The organism is Pseudoclavibacter sp. CFCC 13611 (assembly GCF_008831225.1).
Classification (GTDB): domain Bacteria; phylum Actinomycetota; class Actinomycetes; order Actinomycetales; family Microbacteriaceae; genus Pseudoclavibacter_A.
This window is the reverse complement of the sequence record NZ_WBKE01000002.1, coordinates 291,192-310,844: the sequence shown is the minus strand read 5'-3', so window position 1 is coordinate 310,844 and position 19,653 is coordinate 291,192. Positions and strand designations below refer to the sequence as shown.

At 65.9% G+C, this 19,653-nt stretch carries 16 protein-coding genes; 7 read left to right on the top strand and 9 right to left on the bottom strand.

Annotation, left to right across the window (positions count from 1 at the left end):
• Positions 1 to 9: 9 nt before the first annotated feature.
• Both efeO and efeU read right to left on the bottom strand, forming a co-directional pair.
• Positions 10 to 1,233 carry an iron uptake system protein EfeO gene (gene efeO / locus F8O08_RS05700; protein ID WP_158037472.1) on the bottom strand — a complete coding sequence of 408 codons (1,224 nt, stop codon included), beginning with the start codon at positions 1,231 to 1,233 and terminating at the stop codon, positions 10 to 12.
• A gap of 71 nt (positions 1,234 to 1,304) precedes the next feature.
• The gene (efeU, locus tag F8O08_RS05695; protein ID WP_192496821.1) at positions 1,305 to 2,936 is read right to left on the bottom strand and encodes an iron uptake transporter permease EfeU; all 1,632 of its coding nucleotides are present in this window, start codon (positions 2,934 to 2,936) and stop codon (positions 1,305 to 1,307) included.
• 351 nt (positions 2,937 to 3,287) lie between these two features.
• Here efeU and F8O08_RS05690 point away from each other — a divergent pair, with 351 nt between their 5' ends.
• From F8O08_RS05690 to F8O08_RS05675, 4 genes are all read left to right on the top strand, one after another.
• The gene (locus tag F8O08_RS05690) at positions 3,288 to 4,643 is read left to right on the top strand and encodes a PIG-L family deacetylase (RefSeq protein WP_192497724.1); all 1,356 of its coding nucleotides are present in this window, start codon (positions 3,288 to 3,290) and stop codon (positions 4,641 to 4,643) included.
• A 116-nt stretch (positions 4,644 to 4,759) separates the two neighbouring features.
• A complete protein-coding gene (gene fdxA / locus F8O08_RS05685; RefSeq protein ID WP_158031912.1) occupies positions 4,760 to 5,086 on the top strand; it encodes a ferredoxin in 327 nt (108 codons plus the stop codon).
• Positions 5,087 to 5,089: 3 nt separating this feature from the next.
• On the top strand, positions 5,090 to 6,196 hold the full coding sequence (gene dapC, locus F8O08_RS05680) for a succinyldiaminopimelate transaminase (protein WP_158042815.1): 1,107 nt from the start codon (positions 5,090 to 5,092) through the stop codon (positions 6,194 to 6,196).
• Between the two features lie 318 nt (positions 6,197 to 6,514).
• Complete coding sequence (locus F8O08_RS05675; RefSeq protein ID WP_192496819.1) at positions 6,515 to 7,801, top strand: citrate synthase; 1,287 nt, start codon at positions 6,515 to 6,517, stop codon at positions 7,799 to 7,801.
• Positions 7,802 to 8,370: 569 nt separating this feature from the next.
• Here the strand turns inward: F8O08_RS05675 and typA are convergent.
• Positions 8,371 to 10,278 carry a translational GTPase TypA gene (gene typA / locus F8O08_RS05670; RefSeq protein WP_158031915.1) on the bottom strand — a complete coding sequence of 636 codons (1,908 nt, stop codon included), beginning with the start codon at positions 10,276 to 10,278 and terminating at the stop codon, positions 8,371 to 8,373.
• Between the two features lie 187 nt (positions 10,279 to 10,465).
• Here typA and F8O08_RS05665 point away from each other — a divergent pair, with 187 nt between their 5' ends.
• On the top strand, positions 10,466 to 11,899 hold the full coding sequence (locus F8O08_RS05665; protein WP_158042814.1) for an MFS transporter: 1,434 nt from the start codon (positions 10,466 to 10,468) through the stop codon (positions 11,897 to 11,899).
• A 53-nt stretch (positions 11,900 to 11,952) separates the two neighbouring features.
• Here the strand turns inward: F8O08_RS05665 and F8O08_RS05660 are convergent, their stop codons facing one another.
• The 3 genes from F8O08_RS05660 to F8O08_RS05645 all read right to left on the bottom strand — a co-directional run bounded on the left by F8O08_RS05660 (position 11,953) and on the right by F8O08_RS05645 (position 16,831).
• Positions 11,953 to 15,273, bottom strand: coding sequence for a DEAD/DEAH box helicase family protein (locus tag F8O08_RS05660; protein WP_158042813.1), 3,321 nt, complete (start codon positions 15,271 to 15,273; stop codon positions 11,953 to 11,955).
• Between the two features lie 12 nt (positions 15,274 to 15,285).
• Entirely contained in the window at positions 15,286 to 15,516 is a 231-nt protein-coding gene (locus F8O08_RS05655; protein ID WP_158031918.1) for an SCO4848 family membrane protein, read from the bottom strand.
• Between the two features lie 502 nt (positions 15,517 to 16,018).
• The gene (locus F8O08_RS05645) at positions 16,019 to 16,831 is read right to left on the bottom strand and encodes a fructosamine kinase family protein (protein ID WP_225733585.1); all 813 of its coding nucleotides are present in this window, start codon (positions 16,829 to 16,831) and stop codon (positions 16,019 to 16,021) included.
• A gap of 71 nt (positions 16,832 to 16,902) precedes the next feature.
• Here F8O08_RS05645 and F8O08_RS05640 point away from each other — a divergent pair, with 71 nt between their 5' ends.
• Complete coding sequence (locus tag F8O08_RS05640; RefSeq protein ID WP_225733361.1) at positions 16,903 to 17,289, top strand: YchJ family protein; 387 nt, start codon at positions 16,903 to 16,905, stop codon at positions 17,287 to 17,289.
• A 17-nt stretch (positions 17,290 to 17,306) separates the two neighbouring features.
• On the opposite strand, the gene F8O08_RS05635 is transcribed toward F8O08_RS05640, so the two are convergent.
• The 3 genes from F8O08_RS05635 to F8O08_RS05625 all read right to left on the bottom strand — a co-directional run bounded on the left by F8O08_RS05635 (position 17,307) and on the right by F8O08_RS05625 (position 18,911).
• Entirely contained in the window at positions 17,307 to 17,612 is a 306-nt protein-coding gene (locus tag F8O08_RS05635) for a DivIVA domain-containing protein (RefSeq protein ID WP_192496818.1), read from the bottom strand.
• An 85-nt stretch (positions 17,613 to 17,697) separates the two neighbouring features.
• Complete coding sequence (locus F8O08_RS05630) at positions 17,698 to 18,039, bottom strand: DUF2200 domain-containing protein (RefSeq protein WP_158037611.1); 342 nt, start codon at positions 18,037 to 18,039, stop codon at positions 17,698 to 17,700.
• 77 nt (positions 18,040 to 18,116) lie between these two features.
• Positions 18,117 to 18,911 (bottom strand): hypothetical protein, encoded by a 795-nt coding sequence (locus F8O08_RS05625; protein WP_158042811.1) that lies wholly within the window; start codon positions 18,909 to 18,911, stop codon positions 18,117 to 18,119.
• A gap of 36 nt (positions 18,912 to 18,947) precedes the next feature.
• Here F8O08_RS05625 and F8O08_RS05620 point away from each other — a divergent pair, with 36 nt between their 5' ends.
• On the top strand, positions 18,948 to 19,577 hold the full coding sequence (locus F8O08_RS05620; protein ID WP_158042810.1) for a dihydrofolate reductase family protein: 630 nt from the start codon (positions 18,948 to 18,950) through the stop codon (positions 19,575 to 19,577).
• Positions 19,578 to 19,653 lie beyond the last annotated feature (76 nt).

Sequence of the window (19,653 nt, the reverse complement as noted above, 5' to 3'; positions counted from 1 at the left end):
GACAGCAGACTACGCGGTGGCGACCTTCTCTGCGATCGAGGCCAGCGCGTCGTGCAGCGGCTGGATGCCCTTGGTGAGCTTCTCAGAGTCGCTCGCCTTCAGCTGCTCGTCGTAGGTCTTGAACCCGCCGAGCGCTGACGGATCGCGGTAGCCGTCGAGCATCTTCTGCACGTTCTCGAACTCCTGGTCGATGGTCTTCACCAGGTCGGGGTCGATCTTGTCGAGGCCGTCGCGCAGCGAAGCGTACGCCTGCTGTGCGCCCTCGACGTTGCCGGCGAAGTCGACGAGGTCGATGTGGCTGTAGGCCTCTTCCTCGCCGGTGATCTTCGTGGTCGAGACCTCTTCGAGCAGGTCGGCTGCGCCGTTGGCGAGATCCTCGGGCTTCAGGCCTTCGGTGAAGGTCGGGATGACCTGCGTGTTCAGAATGTCGACGTTCTTGACCAGCTCGGTCGAGAGGGTCTTGGTCTCGGCAGTGATCGCACCGCCCTGCCAGAGGTCGCGCTCGATGGCGTGGAAGCCGTGCCAGCCGGCCGCGTCGTCGAGGTTCGACTCGCGCATGTCGATCAGGTAGTCGAGGTTCTGAGCGTTGTCTTCGGGGTTCTCGTTTCCGGGTACGAGGAACCCGTCGACGGCCGATTCAGCACGCTCGTAGTACGGGCGCGCAGTGGCGTAGGCGGTCTTCGCGCCTTCGACGTCACCGGCCTGCACCTTCGCATCGAGGGCTTTGACCGTCGAGTCCAGCTGGGCGACCTGATCTTTGATGTAGCTGCCGTACGCGGGCACACCGGCGTTGAGGACGTCCTGTGCCGAGCCGCTGGGGGCGGCGGCGGCCTCACCGGTCACGGTGAAATCGACGTACTCGGTGTCTGCGCCAGGGCAGTAGATGCGGTACTTGCCGCCGTCGAGCGTCGAGGTGAAGCTCACCGGGTCGAGGCCTGGGGCGAGGTTTTCTTTCTCACCGATGATTTTCTGGTTGAACAGCAGCTCGACTTCGCTGATCGCCGGCGCGCTCTCGTTCTTGACCGTGAAGGTCACGGGGCCGGCAGCGGCCTCGGTGGTGTCGAGCTTGCAGGTGTCTTTGCCGTTGTCACTGGTGAGCGTGACATTGACCTGTGCGGCGCCGCCGGACGACTGTGCCGCATCGCCGCCGTTTGACGAGCACCCTGCCAGGCTGATTCCTGCCAGCACGGCGACGCCGCCGGCGACGAGCACCCGAGTGTGATGCTTCTTCATCTGTGTGTTCCCTCCAACTGTCGCGGATCTCTCCGCTCTCTGATTCTCTGCACGGAGCGCAGAGAAAACCGTCACTTCGCAGCGGCGCCGGTCTCGACCGGTGCGTGGTCACCCTCAGCACCGGCCTGCCGCGCAGGATGGACTCCGGCCTCTGCGTCTTCCGCGATCTGATCTTTGGCCCGACGATGATCGAGCGCGCCCGAGAGCAGCAGACCGGCGGCGACGCACAGCAGCACGCCGGGAAGCCACCCCCACCACAGAGCACGCTCGGCCGCCTGCTGCTGTGCGTCGACGAGGCGGTCGGTCACCGCAGCGACCTCGTCGTCGGGGACGACCCAGCCTGCGCCCAGACCGCCGCTGACGCTGACCGTCTTGGTTCCGCTGATGCCGCCGCCGGCCAGCACCGCATTCAGCGTGGTGCTCTGCGCGGCGTTGATCAGCGTGCTGCCGCTCGTGCGGGCGCTGTAGGTCTGGCGCTGGCTCCATTGCGCCTCGAAAGGCCCAGGTGTGCGCTCGAAGTTCAGACCAGACGGCAGCCGACCGCCGTTGCGTCGCTGCAGGTCGGCGACCGTGGGGTTCGTCGGCAGATCGCTCGGCGTCGGCGACGACACCGTGGTCTCCCACTGACTCTGCTGCACGCCTCCGACGACGCCGTCAGAGACATGGTGCAGTGTCACGTCGTCCTGCCCGTCGACGGCCAAAGTGATCTGATCGGCGCTGACCTCGGTCAGTCGAACCGAGATGGTCGCCCCAGGTGCCGTACCAGGCCGCTGGGCCTGCAGCGTGTCTCCCATCGCATCCGTGTGCACGCGAGGCACCAGGGCGAACAGCGCCGCCGCCAGCACCACGGCGCCACCGGCCAACCACATCTTCAGCCGCAGCCGACGGTGCAGCGGCACGGTGTGCGAGTCGGGCCAGAAGTAGATGACCAGTACCGGCAGCAGGTAGGCCAGCCAGGCGAGCACTTCGATCAGACGAGGATCGGTCGGAATGCCGAACATGCCGGTGATGACCGCGCCCAGCACCGAGGTCTTCGGCATCCAGGCCGAGAAGTCGCCGATCTGCTGCTGCCCGATGACGATCCAGCCTGCCTCGTGTGCGGTGCGGAAGACGTTCAGCACCAGACCTGCGGCGATGAAGACGAGGAAGATGCCGGTGATGCGAAAGAACTTGCGCAGGTTCAGACGCAGCCCGCCGACGTAGATCGCGAATCCGATCGCGACGGCCACGAGAATACCGGCAGCCGCTCCGATGAGCGCGAGGGCCTCGCTCGACTGCGAGGCCTGAATGGCGGCAAGCAGAAAGACAGCGGTCTCGAACCCCTCTTTGACCACGGCGAGAAACGCCATTCCGGCGAGCGCGTAGGCGCCGCCCGCGTTCAGCGCGCTCGAGGCGTCGTGCTCGAGGTCGCGCTTCATGCTTTTGGCGTGGTGGTTCATCCACAGAATCATCGTCGTGACGAAGACCACGGCGATGGCACCGATGACGGTCTCGAGGGCCTCTTGCTGGGCCTGAGGCAGATTCATGGAGAGGGTCTGCAGCAGCACGCCGACGGCGATGCTGAGCAGCACCGCAGCGGTGACGCCGACGATCAGAGGCCTGAGCGGCTTGCCGTTCTTGCGCAGGAACGCAGCGATGATGCCGACGATCAGCGTGGCTTCGAGACCCTCGCGCAGGCCGATCAAAAACGTGCCGAGAAACACACCGTTCCAATCATCAGATGAAGCGTGGACTCGCCTGACACTAGCACCGGGAGTGACCGTACACACGGGGTTGAACGCTATTCGGGAATCCGAATTTCTGGCTCCGGGAAGCCGTACTTTTTTGTCTGTCTCACGCAACCGGGTCCTGTGCGATTGTCGACGCCTGTTGGCGGCCCTCGCTCAGCCGTTCACGCAGATAGATCGCCTCTGCGGTCGAACGGCGAGACTGCGCCCCCGACGAACGACGCAGCGTTCGGATTCCGCGGCAGAGCCGGCCTTCGGCGGCGGTTTCCCCGCGGTGGGCAGCGAGCCGCTGCCCGTGTGTCGGCGGCTGGTGCCACAATGGTCGGCATGGAGAATTCCGCCAAACGCGTGCTCTTTGTGCACGCGCATCCCGACGACGAGACACTCTGGAGCGGTGGCACGATCGCCACATATGCCGCCCAGGGCGCTCAGGTCACCGTACTCACCGCGACGCGCGGCGAGCTCGGCGAGGTGATTCCCGAGTCGCTGAAGTACCTCGAACACGATCAGCCCGAGTTCTCAGCGGCACGCGAGGCCGAGCTCAGCCAGGCGGTGCGACAGCTCGGGGTCACTGACCATCGATGGCTCGGCGGCCTGCACGCCAAGCCCGCCGACGTCGCGCTGCATCGCTACAGCGACTCTGGCATGCAGTGGGGGCCTGGCGGGGTCGCCGAGCCTGCCGATGACTCCCCCGAGAACGCCTTGGCAAACGCCCCGCTCGATCAGGTCGCCGAAGACATCCAGGCGGTCATCCAACAGGTGAGGCCGCATGCGATCGTCACGTACAACGCCATCGGCGGCTACGGACACCCCGACCATGTCATGGTGCATCGAGCGACCCAGCGCGCCTTCGACGCCGCCCATCTCGACGACGAGGCATGGCATCCCTCGACGCTCTTCGCGGTGCAGCGTCCGCGCAGCGCAGTGCGGCGCGACGCCGCACGCACTCGGGCCAACAGCAGATTCGAGCCACTGCCCCACAGCCGTCAGGTGACGGTGCCCGACCGGCAGATCGACACCAGTGTCGATGTGCGGCCCTTCCACGATCAGATTCGTCGGGCCATGCAGTGCTACCGCACCCAGCTGATCGTCGAAGGCGATTACTACGCTCTTTCGAACGGCACCGGCGGCCCGGTTCCCGGCTTCGAGTACTTCACCGAGATCGGCGGGCGCGCCTACGCGGCGTCGCCAGACGCTCAGCGCGATCTGGTCAACGGCTGGGAGCCGATCAGAAGCGGCCGATCAGAGGTCTATTACAGCCCGCCGACCGGGTCCGTCACGACCGGCAGACGACGCATCGTACACTCGGTGCTCACGCCGGTTCTGCTCATTCTGCTCGGCGTGCTGGTCACGTTCATCACCACTTTCAGCCACAACGCCGTCTGGCGCCCGACAGGTTCGGCCTCGCCGACGATTCCCTACGGTCTCGTCTTCTCGCTGGTCGCACTGCTCGGCGTCGCTCTGGCGCTGCGACTCGAGCTCGCAGGCCGCTGGTCGGCGGCCTGGTATGCCGTCGGCGTCTGGGTGACCATGTTCGTGTTCGCCGCCTCGCCACCGACGCAGGGTGTGATCATCAGCGGCCTCGGCGTCAACGGCTATATCTGGCTCTACGGCGGCATGCTGGCCGTCGCGGTTCTCGCGGTGGCTCCGCTGCCTCACCGCAGCGGCAGCCATTCGAGCTGAGGCCGAGAGCGACCAGGCCGTCGGCACCGGCTCGTTGCAGCTGGTGAGGACATCCTCATCGTCTGGCGGCAGCACCGGGCGGTACACTTGCGGCAAGACTTTCGGAGGCTGATTCTGTGACCTATGTCATCGCACTGCCCTGTGTCGATGTCAAAGACCGCGCCTGCATCGAGGAGTGCCCGGTCGACTGCATCTACGAGGGCGATCGCACCCTGTACATCCACCCCGACGAATGCGTCGACTGCGGTGCCTGCGAACCGGTCTGCCCGGTCGAGGCGATCTACTACGAAGACGACCTGCCCGAAGAATGGTCTGATTACTACCGCATCAACGTCGACTTCTTCCAAGAGCTCGGTTCGCCCGGCGGTGCCGCCAAGGTCGGCCCGACCGGCTACGATCATCCCGCCGTTCGCGATCTGCCGCCGCAGGGTGAGGGCCACTGACGCATGCCACGCAATCTCGTCGCGCAGACTCCGACCTATCCTTGGGAACAGCTGAAGCCGATTCGCGAACGCGCCGCACAGCATCCTGACGGGCCCGTCGATCTCTCGATCGGGTCGCCTGTCGACCCGGTTCCCGACCTTGTGCAGCGAGCCCTGGCCGATCACGCCGACACGCCGGGCTACGGCACCGCCGCGGGTTCGCCGGCCCTTCGGGAGGCCATCGCGGGGTGGTACGGCCGCCGCCGAGGGGTGGAGCTCGACACCGACGCGGTCATGCCCACGATCGGCTCGAAAGAGTTCATCGCACAGCTCGCGCTCTGGCTCGGGCTGGGGCCAGATGACGTCGTGGTGCAGCCCGTCGTGCACTACCCCACCTATGCGGTCGGCGCGGATGCGACAGGCGCGCGACTGGTGAGCAGCGACGATCCCGACGAATGGCCGGCTGGCACTCGTCTGATCTGGCTGAACTCCCCCGGCAACCCAGACGGCCGAGTCAACGACGTGCAGCTGCTGCGTCGAGCCGTCGCGCGGGCCCGCGAGCTCGACGCGATCATCGTGCAGGACGAATGCTATGCCGAGCTGGGCTGGGAGGCCCCGTGGGATGCGCACGTGCCCTGCATCCTGGAAGACGCCGTCACCGACGGCGACCTGCACAACGTGCTGTCGATGTACTCCCTCAGCAAGCAGTCCAACATGGCGGGCTACCGTACCGGCATCGTCGCCGGTGACCCGAAGCTCGTGCAGTCTCTGGTCAACCTTCGCAAGCAGTTCGGGCTCTCGCTGCCACGTCCGGTCCAGGCCGCAATGACCGCAGCACTGGACGACGACGAACACGTCCAGGCGCAGAAGGCCGTCTACCGTCGGCGTCGCGAGCTGCTGCTGCCCGCGGCACGCACCTGGGGTCTGCAGATCTCCGACAGCACTGCGGGCCTCTACCTCTGGGGCACTCGTGGCGAGGACGGCTGGGACACCATGCGCGCACTCGCTGAGCTGGGTGTCATCGGCGGCCCCGGGCACTTCTATGGTTCGGCCGGCGAGCGGTATGTGCGTCTCGCGCTCACGGCGACCGATGCCGCGATCGAGACCGCCGCGGCTCGCCTGTCGCTCTGACCTGCGGGCGGCACCGGGGCATCCGCCTGATGCCTCACGATCGCATCGACGCCTGACTGCCGCGAAGCCAGCGAACCCACGAGACTCGATCGTCGCGGTGCGCCGTCGCACGCGCTCTTCGCACCGCTCATATCACGCACTCTTTGTGCCTCTCATACAGAGAGCCTTGTGCTGGGCTGACAGTCTTTGGCGAGGTTCTCCGACACCCACCGGCGAATCCCGAGCTCGATTTCATGAACTGACCCGCACCTCGTAGGATTGCGTTTGACCGTGCTACAACGCCGTGACGCCGTCACACATCAGTAAAGGGAGACAGCAGTGAGCGACCGCAACAAAACTGTGAAGCTGATTCATCCGAACGGTGAGACCGAGTTCCCCATCCTTGAGACGACGGCGGGACACGATGCGATCGACTTCACAAAGCTCACCAAGAACACGGGGCTGACGTCGTTCGATCCCGGTTTCGTGAACACCGCCTCTACCAAGTCGAACATCACATTCATCGACGGTGACGAAGGCATCCTGCGCTACCGCGGGTATCCCATCGAGCAGCTTGCCGAGCACTCCAGCTTTCTCGAGGTCGCCTGGCTGCTGATCCACGGAGAGCTGCCCACCCCCGAAGAGCTGACCGACTTCGAGTACCGAGTGATGCATCACAACATGCTGAACGAAGACTTCAAACGCTACTTCGACGTCTTTCCCAAAGAAGCGCACCCGATGTCGGTGCTCGCCAGCGCGGTAAGCGCACTGTCGACCTTTTATCAGGATTCGCTCGACACGCAGGATGCCTACCAGGTCAAGGTCTCGTCGGTGCGTCTGCTCGCGAAGATGCCGGTGCTCGCCGCCTATGCGCTCAAGCGCAGCCTGGGTCAGCCGCTGATGTATCCCGACAACAAGCTCGGCTACGTCGACAACTTTCTGCGCCTGACTTTCGGCATGCCCACTGAGGAGTACGAGGTCAACCCGGTTGTGAGCCGTGCCCTCGAACGTCTGCTCATTCTGCACGCCGACCACGAGCAGAACGCGTCGACCTCGACCGTTCGCCTCGTCGGCTCGACACAGGCAAACATCTTCGCCAGCGTGTCGTCAGGCATCAACGCTCTGTTCGGGCCGTTGCACGGCGGAGCGAACGAGGCCGTGCTCACCATGCTGGAGCAGATCCGCGAGTCGGGCATGAGCGTCGGCGACTTCGTCGAGAAGGTCAAGAACAAAGAGTCGGGCATCCGCCTGATGGGCTTCGGCCACCGCGTCTACAAGAACTACGACCCGCGCGCCAAGATCGTCAAGGCCTCGGCAGAGTCAGTGCTCAACGAGCTGGGCGTGCACGACCCGCTGCTCGAGATCGCCACCGAACTCGAAGAGATCGCGCTCAAAGACGACTACTTCCAGTCACGTCGTCTGTACCCGAACATCGACTTCTACACCGGCGTCATTTACAAGGCGATGGGCTTCCCCACGAAGTTCTTCACCGTGCTGTTCGCCATCGGTCGTCTGCCGGGCTGGATCGCACAGTGGCGCGAGCAGAACGATGACCCGACCACGAAGATCGGTCGCCCGCATCAGCTCTACATGGGCAACGTCGAGCGCAACTACCCCGGCATCTGACCGTCGACGTTCTGAAGCCCTGGCCTCCAGCTCACACTGGGGTCAGGGCTTTTTGCTGTCTACCTTCTGCCTTCTGGTGTCTGCTGTCTTCTGCCTTCTGCCTACTGCTGTCTGCACTCTGCAGTCCGTCTTCTGCACTCTGCTACAGCACCCGTCTCGCAGGCCTGTGCACACTTCCGCCGGTCTGTGCACCCTTCCGCCGCCCGTGCACACTTCCGCCGGCCTGTGCACATTTCCGCCGCCCGTGCACTTTTCCGCCGGCCTGTGCAGATTTCCGCCAAGATCACACGCATTCTGACAAATCCGTGGTCGCACCAGCCAAACCGTGACCGCGCCAGGCGATCGAGAGGCCGAGCGAGCCAAACCGTGACCGCCGGCAACTGTGTCGAGCTGGTTCGAGCTCCGGCGGCGTGAGCTGCTGCGGCAAAAGACACAAGGCACAAAGCACAAAGAAAGAGCGGGTGGTCAGTGGGCATTACTGCCACTGACCACCCGCTCTTGAGACGAATGTCGCTCCGCGGCGCGGGCACTCTGAAAACGAGTGCTACGCCGCGGAGACGCCGCGCGACCTACTTCGAGGCGTTGCGACGACGCGAAGCCTCTTTAGCGCGCTCGTTCGCGTCAAGTGAGACCTTGCGGATGCGAATTGCCTCGGGAGTCACCTCGACGCACTCGTCTTCGCGGGCGAACTCAAGGCACTCCTCAAGCGTGAGCTCACGGCTCGGCGTCATCGACTCGAAAGTGTCAGCCGTCGCCGAACGCATGTTCGTGAGCTTCTTCTCTTTGGTGATGTTGACGTCCATGTCTTCGGCGCGCGAGTTCTCGCCGATGACCATGCCCTCATAGACCTCTTCGGTGGGCTTGACGAAGAAGGACATGCGCTCCTGCAGGTTGGTGATCGCGAAGGGGGTCACCACACCGGCACGGTCGGCGATGATCGATCCGTTCACACGCGTCGAGATCGGGCCGGCCCAGGGCTCGTACTCGGCGGCCAGCGTGTTCGCGATGCCGGTGCCCTTGGTGTCGGTCAGGAACTGCGTGCGGAAGCCGATCAGGCCACGCGACGGCACGATGAACTCCATGCGCACCCAGCCGCTGCCGTGATTCGTCATGCTCTCCATGCGGCCCTTGCGTGCGGCCAGCAGCTGCGTGACCGCACCGAGGAACTCCTCAGGCACGTCGACGGTCAGCTGCTCGGTCGGCTCGTAGGTCTTGCCGTCGATCTCTTTGGTGACCACCTGCGGCTTGCCTGCAGTGAGCTCGTAGCCCTCACGACGCATCTCTTCGATGAGGATTGCCAGCGCCAGCTCTCCACGGCCCTGCACCTCCCAGGTGTCCGGGCGATCGGTCGGCAGCACCTTGATCGAGACGTTGCCGATGAGCTCGCGCTCCAGGCGCTCCTTGACCAGACGTGCGGTGACTTTGGCGCCCTTGACGCGGCCGGCCAGCGGCGAGGTGTTGATGCCGATCGTCATCGAGATCGCGGGGTCGTCGACGATGATCGGAGGCAGCGGGCGGGGATCCTCGGGATCGGTCACCGTCTCGCCGATGGTGATGTCGGGGATGCCGGCGATTGCGACGATCTCGCCCGGGCCGGCGCTCTCACCTGGCACACGGGTCAGGGCCTTCGTCTTGAGCAGCTCGGTGATCTTCACGTTCTCTTGCGAGCCATCGCTGCGGATCAGCGCCGCCTGCTGGCCCTTCGTGAGCGTGCCGCTGAAGATGCGCAGCAGGGCAAGACGGCCGAGGAACGGCGAGGCGTCGAGGTTGGTGACGTGAGCCTGCAGCGGAGCCTCGTCATCGTACTTCGGAGCCGGAACGTGCTTCATGATGGCTTCGAACAGAGGCTCCAGGTTGTCGCTGTCGGGCAGCTCTCCGTCGGTGGGACGGTTCCAGCTGGCACGGCCGGCACGACCTGACGCGTAGATGACCGGGACGTCGAGCAGTGCATCCTCGTCGAGGTCGGGCACCTCGTCTTCGAGATCGCCCGCGAGGCTCAGCAGCAGATCCTGGCTCTCTTCGACGACCTCTTCGATGCGAGCATCGGGGCGGTCGGTCTTGTTCACGACCAGGATGACCGGCAGACGTGCGGCCAGCGCCTTGCGCAGCACGAAACGCGTCTGCGGCAGCGGGCCCTCAGAGGCATCCACCAGAAGCACGACGCCGTCGACCATGCTCAGGCCGCGCTCGACCTCGCCGCCGAAGTCGGCGTGACCGGGGGTGTCGATCACGTTGATCGTGATGTCTTTGCCGTCGCTGGCCGGGCCGTTGTAGAAGATCGTGGTGTTCTTCGCGAGAATGGTGATGCCCTTCTCACGCTCGAGGTCGTTCGAATCCATGACGCGGTCTTCGACCTCGGCATGCGAATCGAACGAGTTCGTCTGGCGGAGCATCGCATCGACCAGCGTGGTCTTGCCGTGGTCGACGTGTGCCACGATTGCGACGTTGCGAAGATCCTCGCGTGAAACTAGGGCCATCAGGTTCATCCTCAAAATGTGTGTGTGCCAGGTCGGGCACGGAACAGACGGCGGTCGGCAACCGCCGGGGCTCCATCGAGACGAAACGAGGAGCCAATCTATCTTAGTTCACACGCGTGAACATGGCGAACGCCATTCTGACGACGCCGAACCTTCAGCCACCTGCACCCGGTATTCTGTGCCCTGTATGTCTACCGAACCCACCGCATCGACCACCCCGAAGACTGCAGCGTCCTGGCGCGATCTCTTCGCCGCCCCGAGCCGAGCAGCCGTCATCGTGCTCGCCAGCGGAATCGCACTCTACGGCACCAACGTCTATCTGACCGCGAGCCTGCTGCCGAGCGCGGTCGCCGACATCGGCGGCCAAGAGCTCTATGCGTGGGTGTCGACCGCATTTCTACTGCCCTCGGTGGTCGCTTCGCTCTTCGTCGGCCGCGCCCTGGCCGGCTGGGGCGCCCGCCGCGCGTACCTCGTCGCGTTTCTCGGCTTCGCCACCGGCCTGGTGCTCAGCATGATCGCGCCGAACATGCCAATGTTCCTGGCGGGCCGGTTCGTGCAGGGCTGCGCCGGCGGCCTGCTGACTGGTCTGGCCTATGCGGTCATGCGCGTGGCTCTCGCTCCCCGACTCTGGACGCGCGCGATCGCCCTGCTCTCGGCGATGTGGGGCGTCGGCAACTTCGTCGGCCCCATGCTCGGCGGCCTCTTCGCCGAGTTCGGCATCTGGCGCGGGGCGTTCGCTCCGCTGGCGATCGGCGCGCTCGTCGCAGCCGGCCTGGCCCTGCGCACGCTGCCGCGCACGGCATCCGCAGAACAGCTCGAACGCATGCCGATCGTCTCGCTCACGCTGCTCACCGGAGTCACGGCGGCGCTTTCGCTGACCGTCGTCTTCACCGAGCAGCGGCAGGTGCTCGCCCTGCTCGGCGTCGCCGCAGCGCTGGCAGTCGCGTTCGTGTTAGTCGAACGCAGCGGGTCACGCACCCTGCTGCCGCACAGCGTCTACCGGGGCGGTTCGCCGCTGCGGTGGATCTACATCGTGATCGCCGCCCTGTCTGCCGCCTCGACGGTCGAGGCGTTCGTTCCGCTCTTCGGCCAGGAGCTCGCCGGGATGTCGCCGTTCGTCGCCGGCTTTCTGGGCGCGATGATCTCGTGGGGCTGGACGTTCGGCGGCATCCTCACCTCAGGCGCCGTGTCTGACGGCAGGGTTGCTGCCCTGCGCGTCGGCGGCCCGATACTGCTTGCGGTCGGTCTGGCCGGTTACGCCCTGGTGCAGCCGGCGGATGCCGGGCTCGGCACGGTCGTGCTGTGGTTCGCCGCGCTGTTCGTCGCGGGCGTGGGCATCGGATCATCGTTCGGGCACACAGCGGCCGCGGCGCTGCGCAGCACGGACGACCCGGTGGAGTCGCAGAAGGCCTCGGCCGGCGTGAACACGGTGCAGCTGCTGGCAAACACGGTCGGTTCGGCGCTGGCCGGCCTGCTAGTGAATCTCGGCGGCCCGTCGATTCCCGGCAGCGCACGGTCGCTGACCTTCTTCTTCGCCGCGTTCGCCGGCGTCGGCGCTGTCGCAGCCTGGCTCGCGGTACGACAGATGATGCCCGGTTCGCGCCGCGAGATCAGTCGCTAGTTCGACACGGTTCGGCCGATCGCTCAGTGCGATCCTGCGTCGTCGACAGCGGATCAGCTCCACACCCGACGTCGCTGCGGCGACGGACGCTGACCTCGACGCGCCTCGGTCATCAGAGGTGCGGCCTCGATGCCACGCGCCTCGATCAGTTGGCAGGGCCCGACGGTGCGACTCCACCGATCCGCGAATCGCTTCGCGGTCTCTGCACGCCGACCGAGTTCTTTCGGCACCGCGAGCAGCGTCGAGGCGGGCAGCAGGCGATCGAGCAGGGCAAGCGGACCATCCGTCAGAACGCTGGCCAAAGTGACCGGCCCGCGATCGATGCGCAGCAGGAACCGCGGGCGCTCGACCGGGCCGAACAGTTCGCCGACGGCATCCATGATGAGGCGGCGGTCGGCCTCGGAGCCGCCGTTGACGCCGAGCGTCCACGAGACGGGTCGCCTCTTCTCGTCGCGAGTGGCCGCCACCGTCAGGTTGGCACGGCCGATGCGCTCGGTGGTGCCCTCGTCGGCGAAGGTGTCGGCTATTGACTGCAGCGCGCCGACGTAGACCTGCTCGGGACGGGCCCGGTAGCGAATGCGCCGGGCCGCCTCGAGCGTGGGGCGCCAGAGCACGCAGACGCAGACCACGAGGTACACGAGCGCAGCGATGAGGCCGCCCGCTGACAGACCGAAGCCGAAGAACGTTCGTCCTATGAGCACGGCGAACAACGCGGCAACGGCCCAGAGCACTGCGGTGAGGCCGAGCAGCGTCGGCACGTGCAGATTCGCGACGGAGCGCCCGTCGCCGAGAACGGCGGCCTGACCCTCTTGGTCGGCATATGGTTCGCCGACGCCCCAGCGTCTCCAGGTCGTGGGCCGCGGTTCGAGGGCCGCAAGGCTGCGCTCGGTGAGCTTCTCCGCTGCCTCGGGTCTGACACCGCCTGGGGTCGTGCCGCCGGCTTCGCCACCCTGTCCGAGCCGCACGCTGAGCCGTGCGATCTGCTCCATCGTGAGCGCATGGGCGAGACCGGTGACGATCTCACGTTCGCTCTCGAGATCGACGCCCCAGAGGTGTTCGTGTTTGCGGTTCAGCCGGCTGAGCTCAGAGCTGCCGTCAAGCTTCGACCGTGCCGGCAGCAGACAGGTGACCGTCCAGTTGTGGGCGACCTTGCCCGGCCACGCCGGGTCGAGCCGCAGCGTTCGCCCGCGCAGCTGCTGCGTCGCCGCCGAGGTCGCGGTCGCTGTGAGATCGATGAGCGTGTTCATCGCAGGGCAGTCCCAGCCTTCGCCCAGCAGACCGCGGGTGCCTACGAGCACACGCACACGCCCCTCGGTGACCAGGCGGTTGAGGCCCGCGATGATGGTGGCCGCACTGGCGTCGGTTTCGATATCGGCGACGGATGCGCCAGCCACACCCGCCTGTGACCTCGCGCTGGTCTCACTGGCCGTGTTGGTCTCACTGGCCGTGTTCGTGCCGGTCATGCGCTCAGCCTCTGCCCCACCGCGCACCGTGCAGGTCGCCCCGCACAGCTGAGACAGGGCATCCGCGAGCGCCTCGGCCTGATCAGCCCTCGCGCGCAGATGCTGGCCGGTGACCAGCACCGGATGCAGTTCGGCGATGATCGGATCTGCCGCGATGGTCTCGAAGGCGCGCAGCGCGCCGCTCTGCGCCGAACCCGTCGACCCCTCTGCCGCCCCTCCTGCGGCACCGCGCTGGTGCGCTCCGCCCGAGACGTCTGAGACGCCCGAGGCACGCCGCTGCGAACGAGAGTTCCCGTGCGTCGCGAAGTCGGTGACCACCACGGCACGCACGAGCTCGCCGTCGCGGCGCAGCTCCTCGTGCAGGATGTCGACGGCCGCCTGATCTTTGGCCGCAGACATGGCCAGCACCTGCTCGACGGTGTCTCGCCCGCGCCGCAGCCCGCGATCGGTCAGCCGCCAGCCGAAGTCGGAGAGCACGCGTCGCATCCTCCGCCAGTCGCCTTCGCGCTCGGGGTCGATCAGCAGCCGCTGCAGCGCGTACCTAGCGAGTACGGTGAAACGGTCTTCGGCGGTCGGGGCGGCAGTCGATCCAGCGGGCAGGCGGCCGACCAGCGGATGCCTCGGATCGAGGTCGGCGAGCATGACGGCCGCCGCATGGGCGAGGTCGAAGTCGGTGTCGAATGCTCGGGCGAGGGCGGCGTCGCGGGCCGCCTGGCTCTCAAGGGCGGGCGGTCGGGAGGCTGCAAGGGACGCGCCGGGAGCATCCTCGGAATCGGGCGGCACGGCAGCAGACGACTCAGAAACAGACGACACGGAAGTGGCCACGGGCGGTTGCAGCACTGAGATCAGCCAGTCGTGCCCGTCGGCCGTGCCGAGGGTGTCGGCGATCAGCTGCTGCAGCTCGTCGTCGTGACGCCGCAGAAAGCGCTGCTCGTCGGGGGTCGGCTCGGTGAACCACACGATGTCGCGAGACGGTGCGAGGTTGCCCTCGCGGATCACCGCCGGAGTCGGCACTTCGTAGTCGACGTCGCCGAGCAGCTGTGCGTAGTTCGCGTAGTGCGGGTCTTCGCTCGAGGGCAGCGTCGCAGTGAGCCCGATGAGCAGCGGAGTGTCGCCGGTGGCTCGGATGCGCGCGACGAGGCAGCGGATGACCAGCGCCCAGTGGTCGAGCAGGTGGTGGCATTCGTCAAGGATGATCGTGCGCACCCCGTGCGCGACGAGCCGGTCGATCAGCGCGACCGCGTTCGGATGCAGTGCACGTTCGATCGTGGCGGGGTCGTCTGCGATCTCGGCCTTGCGGGCCCGAGCTGCGCGGCGGCGCACTCCTGCACGCCATGCCTGAGGGTTGCTCTGCTCAAGTGCGGAGAGCCAGGCGCGGGCATCGTGCTCGGTGCGCCCGCCTTCGACGAGCTCTGTGACCCACATCTCAGCTGCGACGTCGTCGAACGGATTCGAGTCGGCGACGGTGCTGACCATCTGATAGGTCAGGGCGGTGAGGTCGCCGAGGTGCTGCGGGTCTTCGGAGACCGCAGGCTCGGGCGACGCCGCCGGGCGTGTGGCGCTGGTCGCCAGACCGCTCGCCGTTCGTCCCCACTGCTGACGGATGGTCACTGTCGGCGCGAACACGACGGAACGCCGACCATCGCGCATGGCGAGCAAGAGCCCGACGAGCGTCTTGCCCGAACCCGCTGGTGCGACAATGTGCAGGCTTTCGTGGCTGCCCACCTCGATGCGCTGCAGAATGTCGCGCTGATACGTGCGCAGCGTGCCCGTGAACTGCCACGCGCTCAGCGGATGCTGCGAGTCGGCGCGAACTCTGGCAGGTTCTGCGTCTGCAGGCGACGGTTCGTTCTGCGGTGCGGCGACAGAGACTCGCTTGTTCGCAGGCCTCTTCTTGTTTCGCTTCTCCACAGCTGTCGCACCTTAGGCAGCGGTCGCGGCGCTCACCAGACCGATGACCCCGGCGACTGCGCTCACTGCGGCGAGAGTCAAGGCGATCGCGATGAGAATCTGGTGCACTCGCAGAAAGCTCGTGGCCTTGCCGTTCTCGTCGCGAGCGCGCTTGTCCTGCGACACACGGCGCAGAAACTGCGGCCAGACGATCACGTTGAAGAAGGCGTTGACGAGCAAAACCACTGAGATGAAGATGAGCATGCACACAGCCTAGTTGCTGTGCCTCATTCGAGCTCCGGTTCAGACGCTCGCTGCGCTGTCAGCAGTCAGCAGTCAGCAGTCAGCAGTCAGCAGTCAGCAGTCAGCAGTCAGCCAACAAGAGACAACAGACAACAGACAACAGACAACAGACAACAGACAGGGCGTACCCGTGCAACGAAGTCGACAGAGTCTACGCACTTGCACAAGGAAGTCGACAGAGTCAACGCGCTCGCGCAACGAAGTCGACAGGTTCTGCGCACTGGAAGATCAGTCCAGCACATTCTCTACACTCACGAACCCTCTCCGGCATCCCCAACCGCGAAAGCACAGAACCAGCGACTATCAGCCACGCATGGCCGCACCTTCTACACACTCGCCGTGCATTCGACAGGAACTGCACATTCGCGCAACGAAGTCGACAGGTTCTGCACACGCGGCAGGACAAATGCATACGCCCAGCTGCGAAAGCGCAGAACCCGCGAACAGAGTCCGCACCCCGAACTCAGCAGTAGCGTCGGGCCAGGTTCACAGACGCTTCGATATACCCGCCCGCGTACTTGTACGCATGCATGATGATCATGGCCAGCTCGTGCAGACCGACTCTCTCACGCCACCCGTCTGCCAACGGTGAGACCTCGTCGTAGGCGGCCACGACATCCGCACGAAGGGGCAGACCGAAGACCGCGAGCGACGCGAGATCGGTCTCGGCGTGCCCGCCCTGCGCATAGGGATCGATCAGCGTCACCCCGGTCGGCCCGCCGTCGTACATCACGTTGCCGCCCCAGAGGTCTCCGTGATTGCGGGCGACGGTGTGGCCGGCTTCGCGCACGAGCGCAGGCTGAACGACGTCGAACTCCCCGGCACGCAGCCGGTCGCAGAGCCGATCGAACACCGCACGCTGGGCAGCATCGATGTCTCCGCGGTCGCTGAGACGCTCGGCGAACACCTCGATGCGGCTGTCGGCATAGAACGTGCCCCAGTTCGGGGCCGCCTGCGTCTCGTCGAGTACGAGCGGGGTGTGGGAGTGGCCGACCCACGACGGTCTCACCCAGTCGTCCGGCGGGCACCCCCACCACGGAGCCCCGGCGGCATGCGTGTGCGCGAGGGCGCGCCCGAAAGCTCGGGCGGATGCCGCAGTCGGCATGGTCTCGTGCACCCGCTCGATCGCGAGCTCGGTCTCGTCGACGCGGAAGACTCGGGCGATGTGCACTCCCCCATCGGGCTCGGCTTCGGCCAGCCAGCGCAGACTCGCCGCTTCGCCCGGAAGATTGTCGCCAGGCCGCTTGGTCTTCAGAAAGATGTCGAGATCTTGCACGTGGCGAGTCTACGACGCGAGACTGTGCGGGCTGGGCATATGTGGGCGCGGTGCGATCGTAGACTCACCCTGTGACCAATGATCATTCCGCATCGACCGATCCGTCCGCCGCTTCAGCGCCCTCATCGTCGACCAGCGCGCCCGAGGCGTGGCCCGAGACCGCCGAGGCGCTGATGCGGTCACGGTTCGAGGCGTTCCGTCATGAGGATGCCGCCTGGCTGCTCGCCTCCTGGCACCCGCGCACGAGGCCTGCTGAGCTTCGATTCGATCCCGAGGTTCGGTGGCGGGGGCTGCAGATCGTCGACACAGTCGCCGGCGGGTCCGACGACTCCGAGGGAATTGTGGAGTTTCGCGCCACATACATGACTGGCGGCGAGCGCGGCGTTCAGCAGGAGCGGTCCCGGTTCGTGCGCGACGACGGCCGCTGGGTCTACCTCGACGGCGAGGTGCGCGACTGACTCAGACCGGTGGTGTCTCAGCCGCGGGGCAGGCGGGCCGCGACGTCGTCGAGAAAGTCGTCTACAGCATCCTGCGCATAGCCGAGCTGAAAGCGCACGACCGGAAAGCGCACGCTGCGCAAGCGGTCGACAGTCATGACGCTCGTGGCCGGCTCTCCGCGTTCGACCTGCTGCAGATATGCGGTGATCTCGTCGAGAAAGTCATCAACTGCGGCCTGCGCATAGCCAGGTTTGAACCGAGTCACGCGAAAGCGCGCGCCGAGCACCTCTTGCGAGGTGATTGCGCTTGGTCCGGGCTGAGATCCTGCTGATGTGTATGGCATGCTTTCCTCCCGAGTGTTCCGGTCGTTGGTGAATATCGTAGCGGGGAGGTCTGACATCGCAGCCGGTGAGCAGGCTGCCGCGTGGCTACCCCCGCAGAATCTTCTGCATCGCCTTGCCCTTGGCGATCTCGTCGACCAGCTTGTCCAGGTATCTGATCTGCTGCGTGAGCGGGTCGTCGATCTCTTCGACGCGCACGCCGCAGATCACTCCGGTGATCTTCGATGCCTTGGGATTCAGCGCAGCCTGCGCGAAGAAGTCGCGAAACGACACGCCATCGTCGAGCAGCGCGTGCAGCCGGTCGTGATCGAATCCGGTCAACCACTGGATCACTTCGTCGAGCTCGTCGACTGTACGCCCTTTGCGCTCGACCTTCGCCACATAGAGCGCGTAGACCGAGGCCACGCTCATGTCGAACACCCGCTGCATATTGTCGCTGGCTCTGCTCATGCGTGCCAGCGTAGCAAGCGGGGTCGCCCGGGCTGCGGCGTCTCGCGTCGGGGCTGCTACCCCTCGATCCAATGCAGCAGATCGGGGATGTCAGACTGCGTGAGAATGCCGACCGGCTCGTTCCCGCGCATCACCAGCAGGGCCGCCGGTGGGATGCTCGGGTCGCTTCTCGCATCGAGGTCGCCTCCCAGCGCGCGCAGGGCCTCGAGGGCCGGCATCCTCTCTGAGACCAGTTCGAGGCGATCGCGCTTCTCGGCGTGTTCGAGCAGGGCGCGCAGCGGCGTCCCGGCGGCGAGCTGGCCGTCGCTGCTGACGAACTCAGCGGCCAGCCATCGGGCCAAGAGGTTCGTCGTCACCAGCTCGTAGCGGTCCCCGTCGCGCAACGGCGCCTGCGAGAACGAACGCGGCGGTGCCACCAGTTCGAGGAATCGTGAGACCGGGGCATCCGCGTCGAGCACGACAGGCGTCTTGAGTTTGGGCAGGTCGGAGAGCTTCGGCGGCTGAGCTGCCTTGTTCACGAGTGCGCGGAGGCGGGCGACCGACTGATCGCGGGGCACGGCGATCGGGTATTCCTGCGATCGGTTGTCGTACGGTTCGTGCACGATGCTGTTGCGCAGCACGCGAAAGCTGTGCAGTTCGTCACGCTCACGACGAGTGAAGAGGGCATCGGAGTCGCGGATGAGATCGTTGAGCTGCCGCTTCTCGGCGTTGGGCCCGTCACGTCGCACCGCCTGGCGGCGCAGCTCGCGCTCAAGCACGTTGATCAGCCGCAGAAACTCGGTGGCGTTGTCGGTCGAGACGAAGTCGGCCTCGTCGGTCTGGTTGCGCAGTGCTGCGCTGCTGTCGCTCACAGTTGATAAATTTATCAAGCGTGTCAGGATGGCTCCATGCCCCACACCATCTACTACGCAGCCTCGACGCTCAACGGATTTCTCGCGTCGACCGACGACTCTCTCGACTGGCTGCTCCAAGTGCCGCAGGATGACGCACTCGGCGCAGCCGACGCCTTCATGGAACGTGTGGGCGTGCTGATCGAGGGCTCGGCGACCTATGAGTGGATGCTGCACGAGAATGATCTGTTGAATCATCCGGAACGCTGGCAGGAGTTCTACGGCGCGCGCCCGACCTTCGTGTTCACGTCACGCGAGCTTCCGCTCGTTCCCGGCGCTGACATCCGCTTGATCTCTGGCGAAGTCGGGCGGCATCTCGCGGCGATCTCCGAGGCCGCAGGCGATCGCGACATCTGGGTGGTGGGCGGCGGCGACTTGGCTGGACAGTTCGCGGATGCCGGGGCACTCGACGAGATTATCGTCACGATCGCACCGGCGACGCTCGCGCAGGGCAAACCGTTTCTGCCGCGAGCGCTGAGCTGGCGCGAACTCGAGCTGATGGGCACGCGCCAGATCGGTCGTTTCGCGGAGCTGAGGTATGCGGTGCGGTGGGAGGGTGGAGCCGGCTCTGATGCCCCGGCCGATTTCGAGGCAGCATTGCTCGGCGAGACTCCGGCATACGTGTGAAGCGACCGACCTTTCAGGCGCAGACCTGACGGGACTTCGACCGGAAACGAGCGCAAGGCAATCGCCCACGACCAAA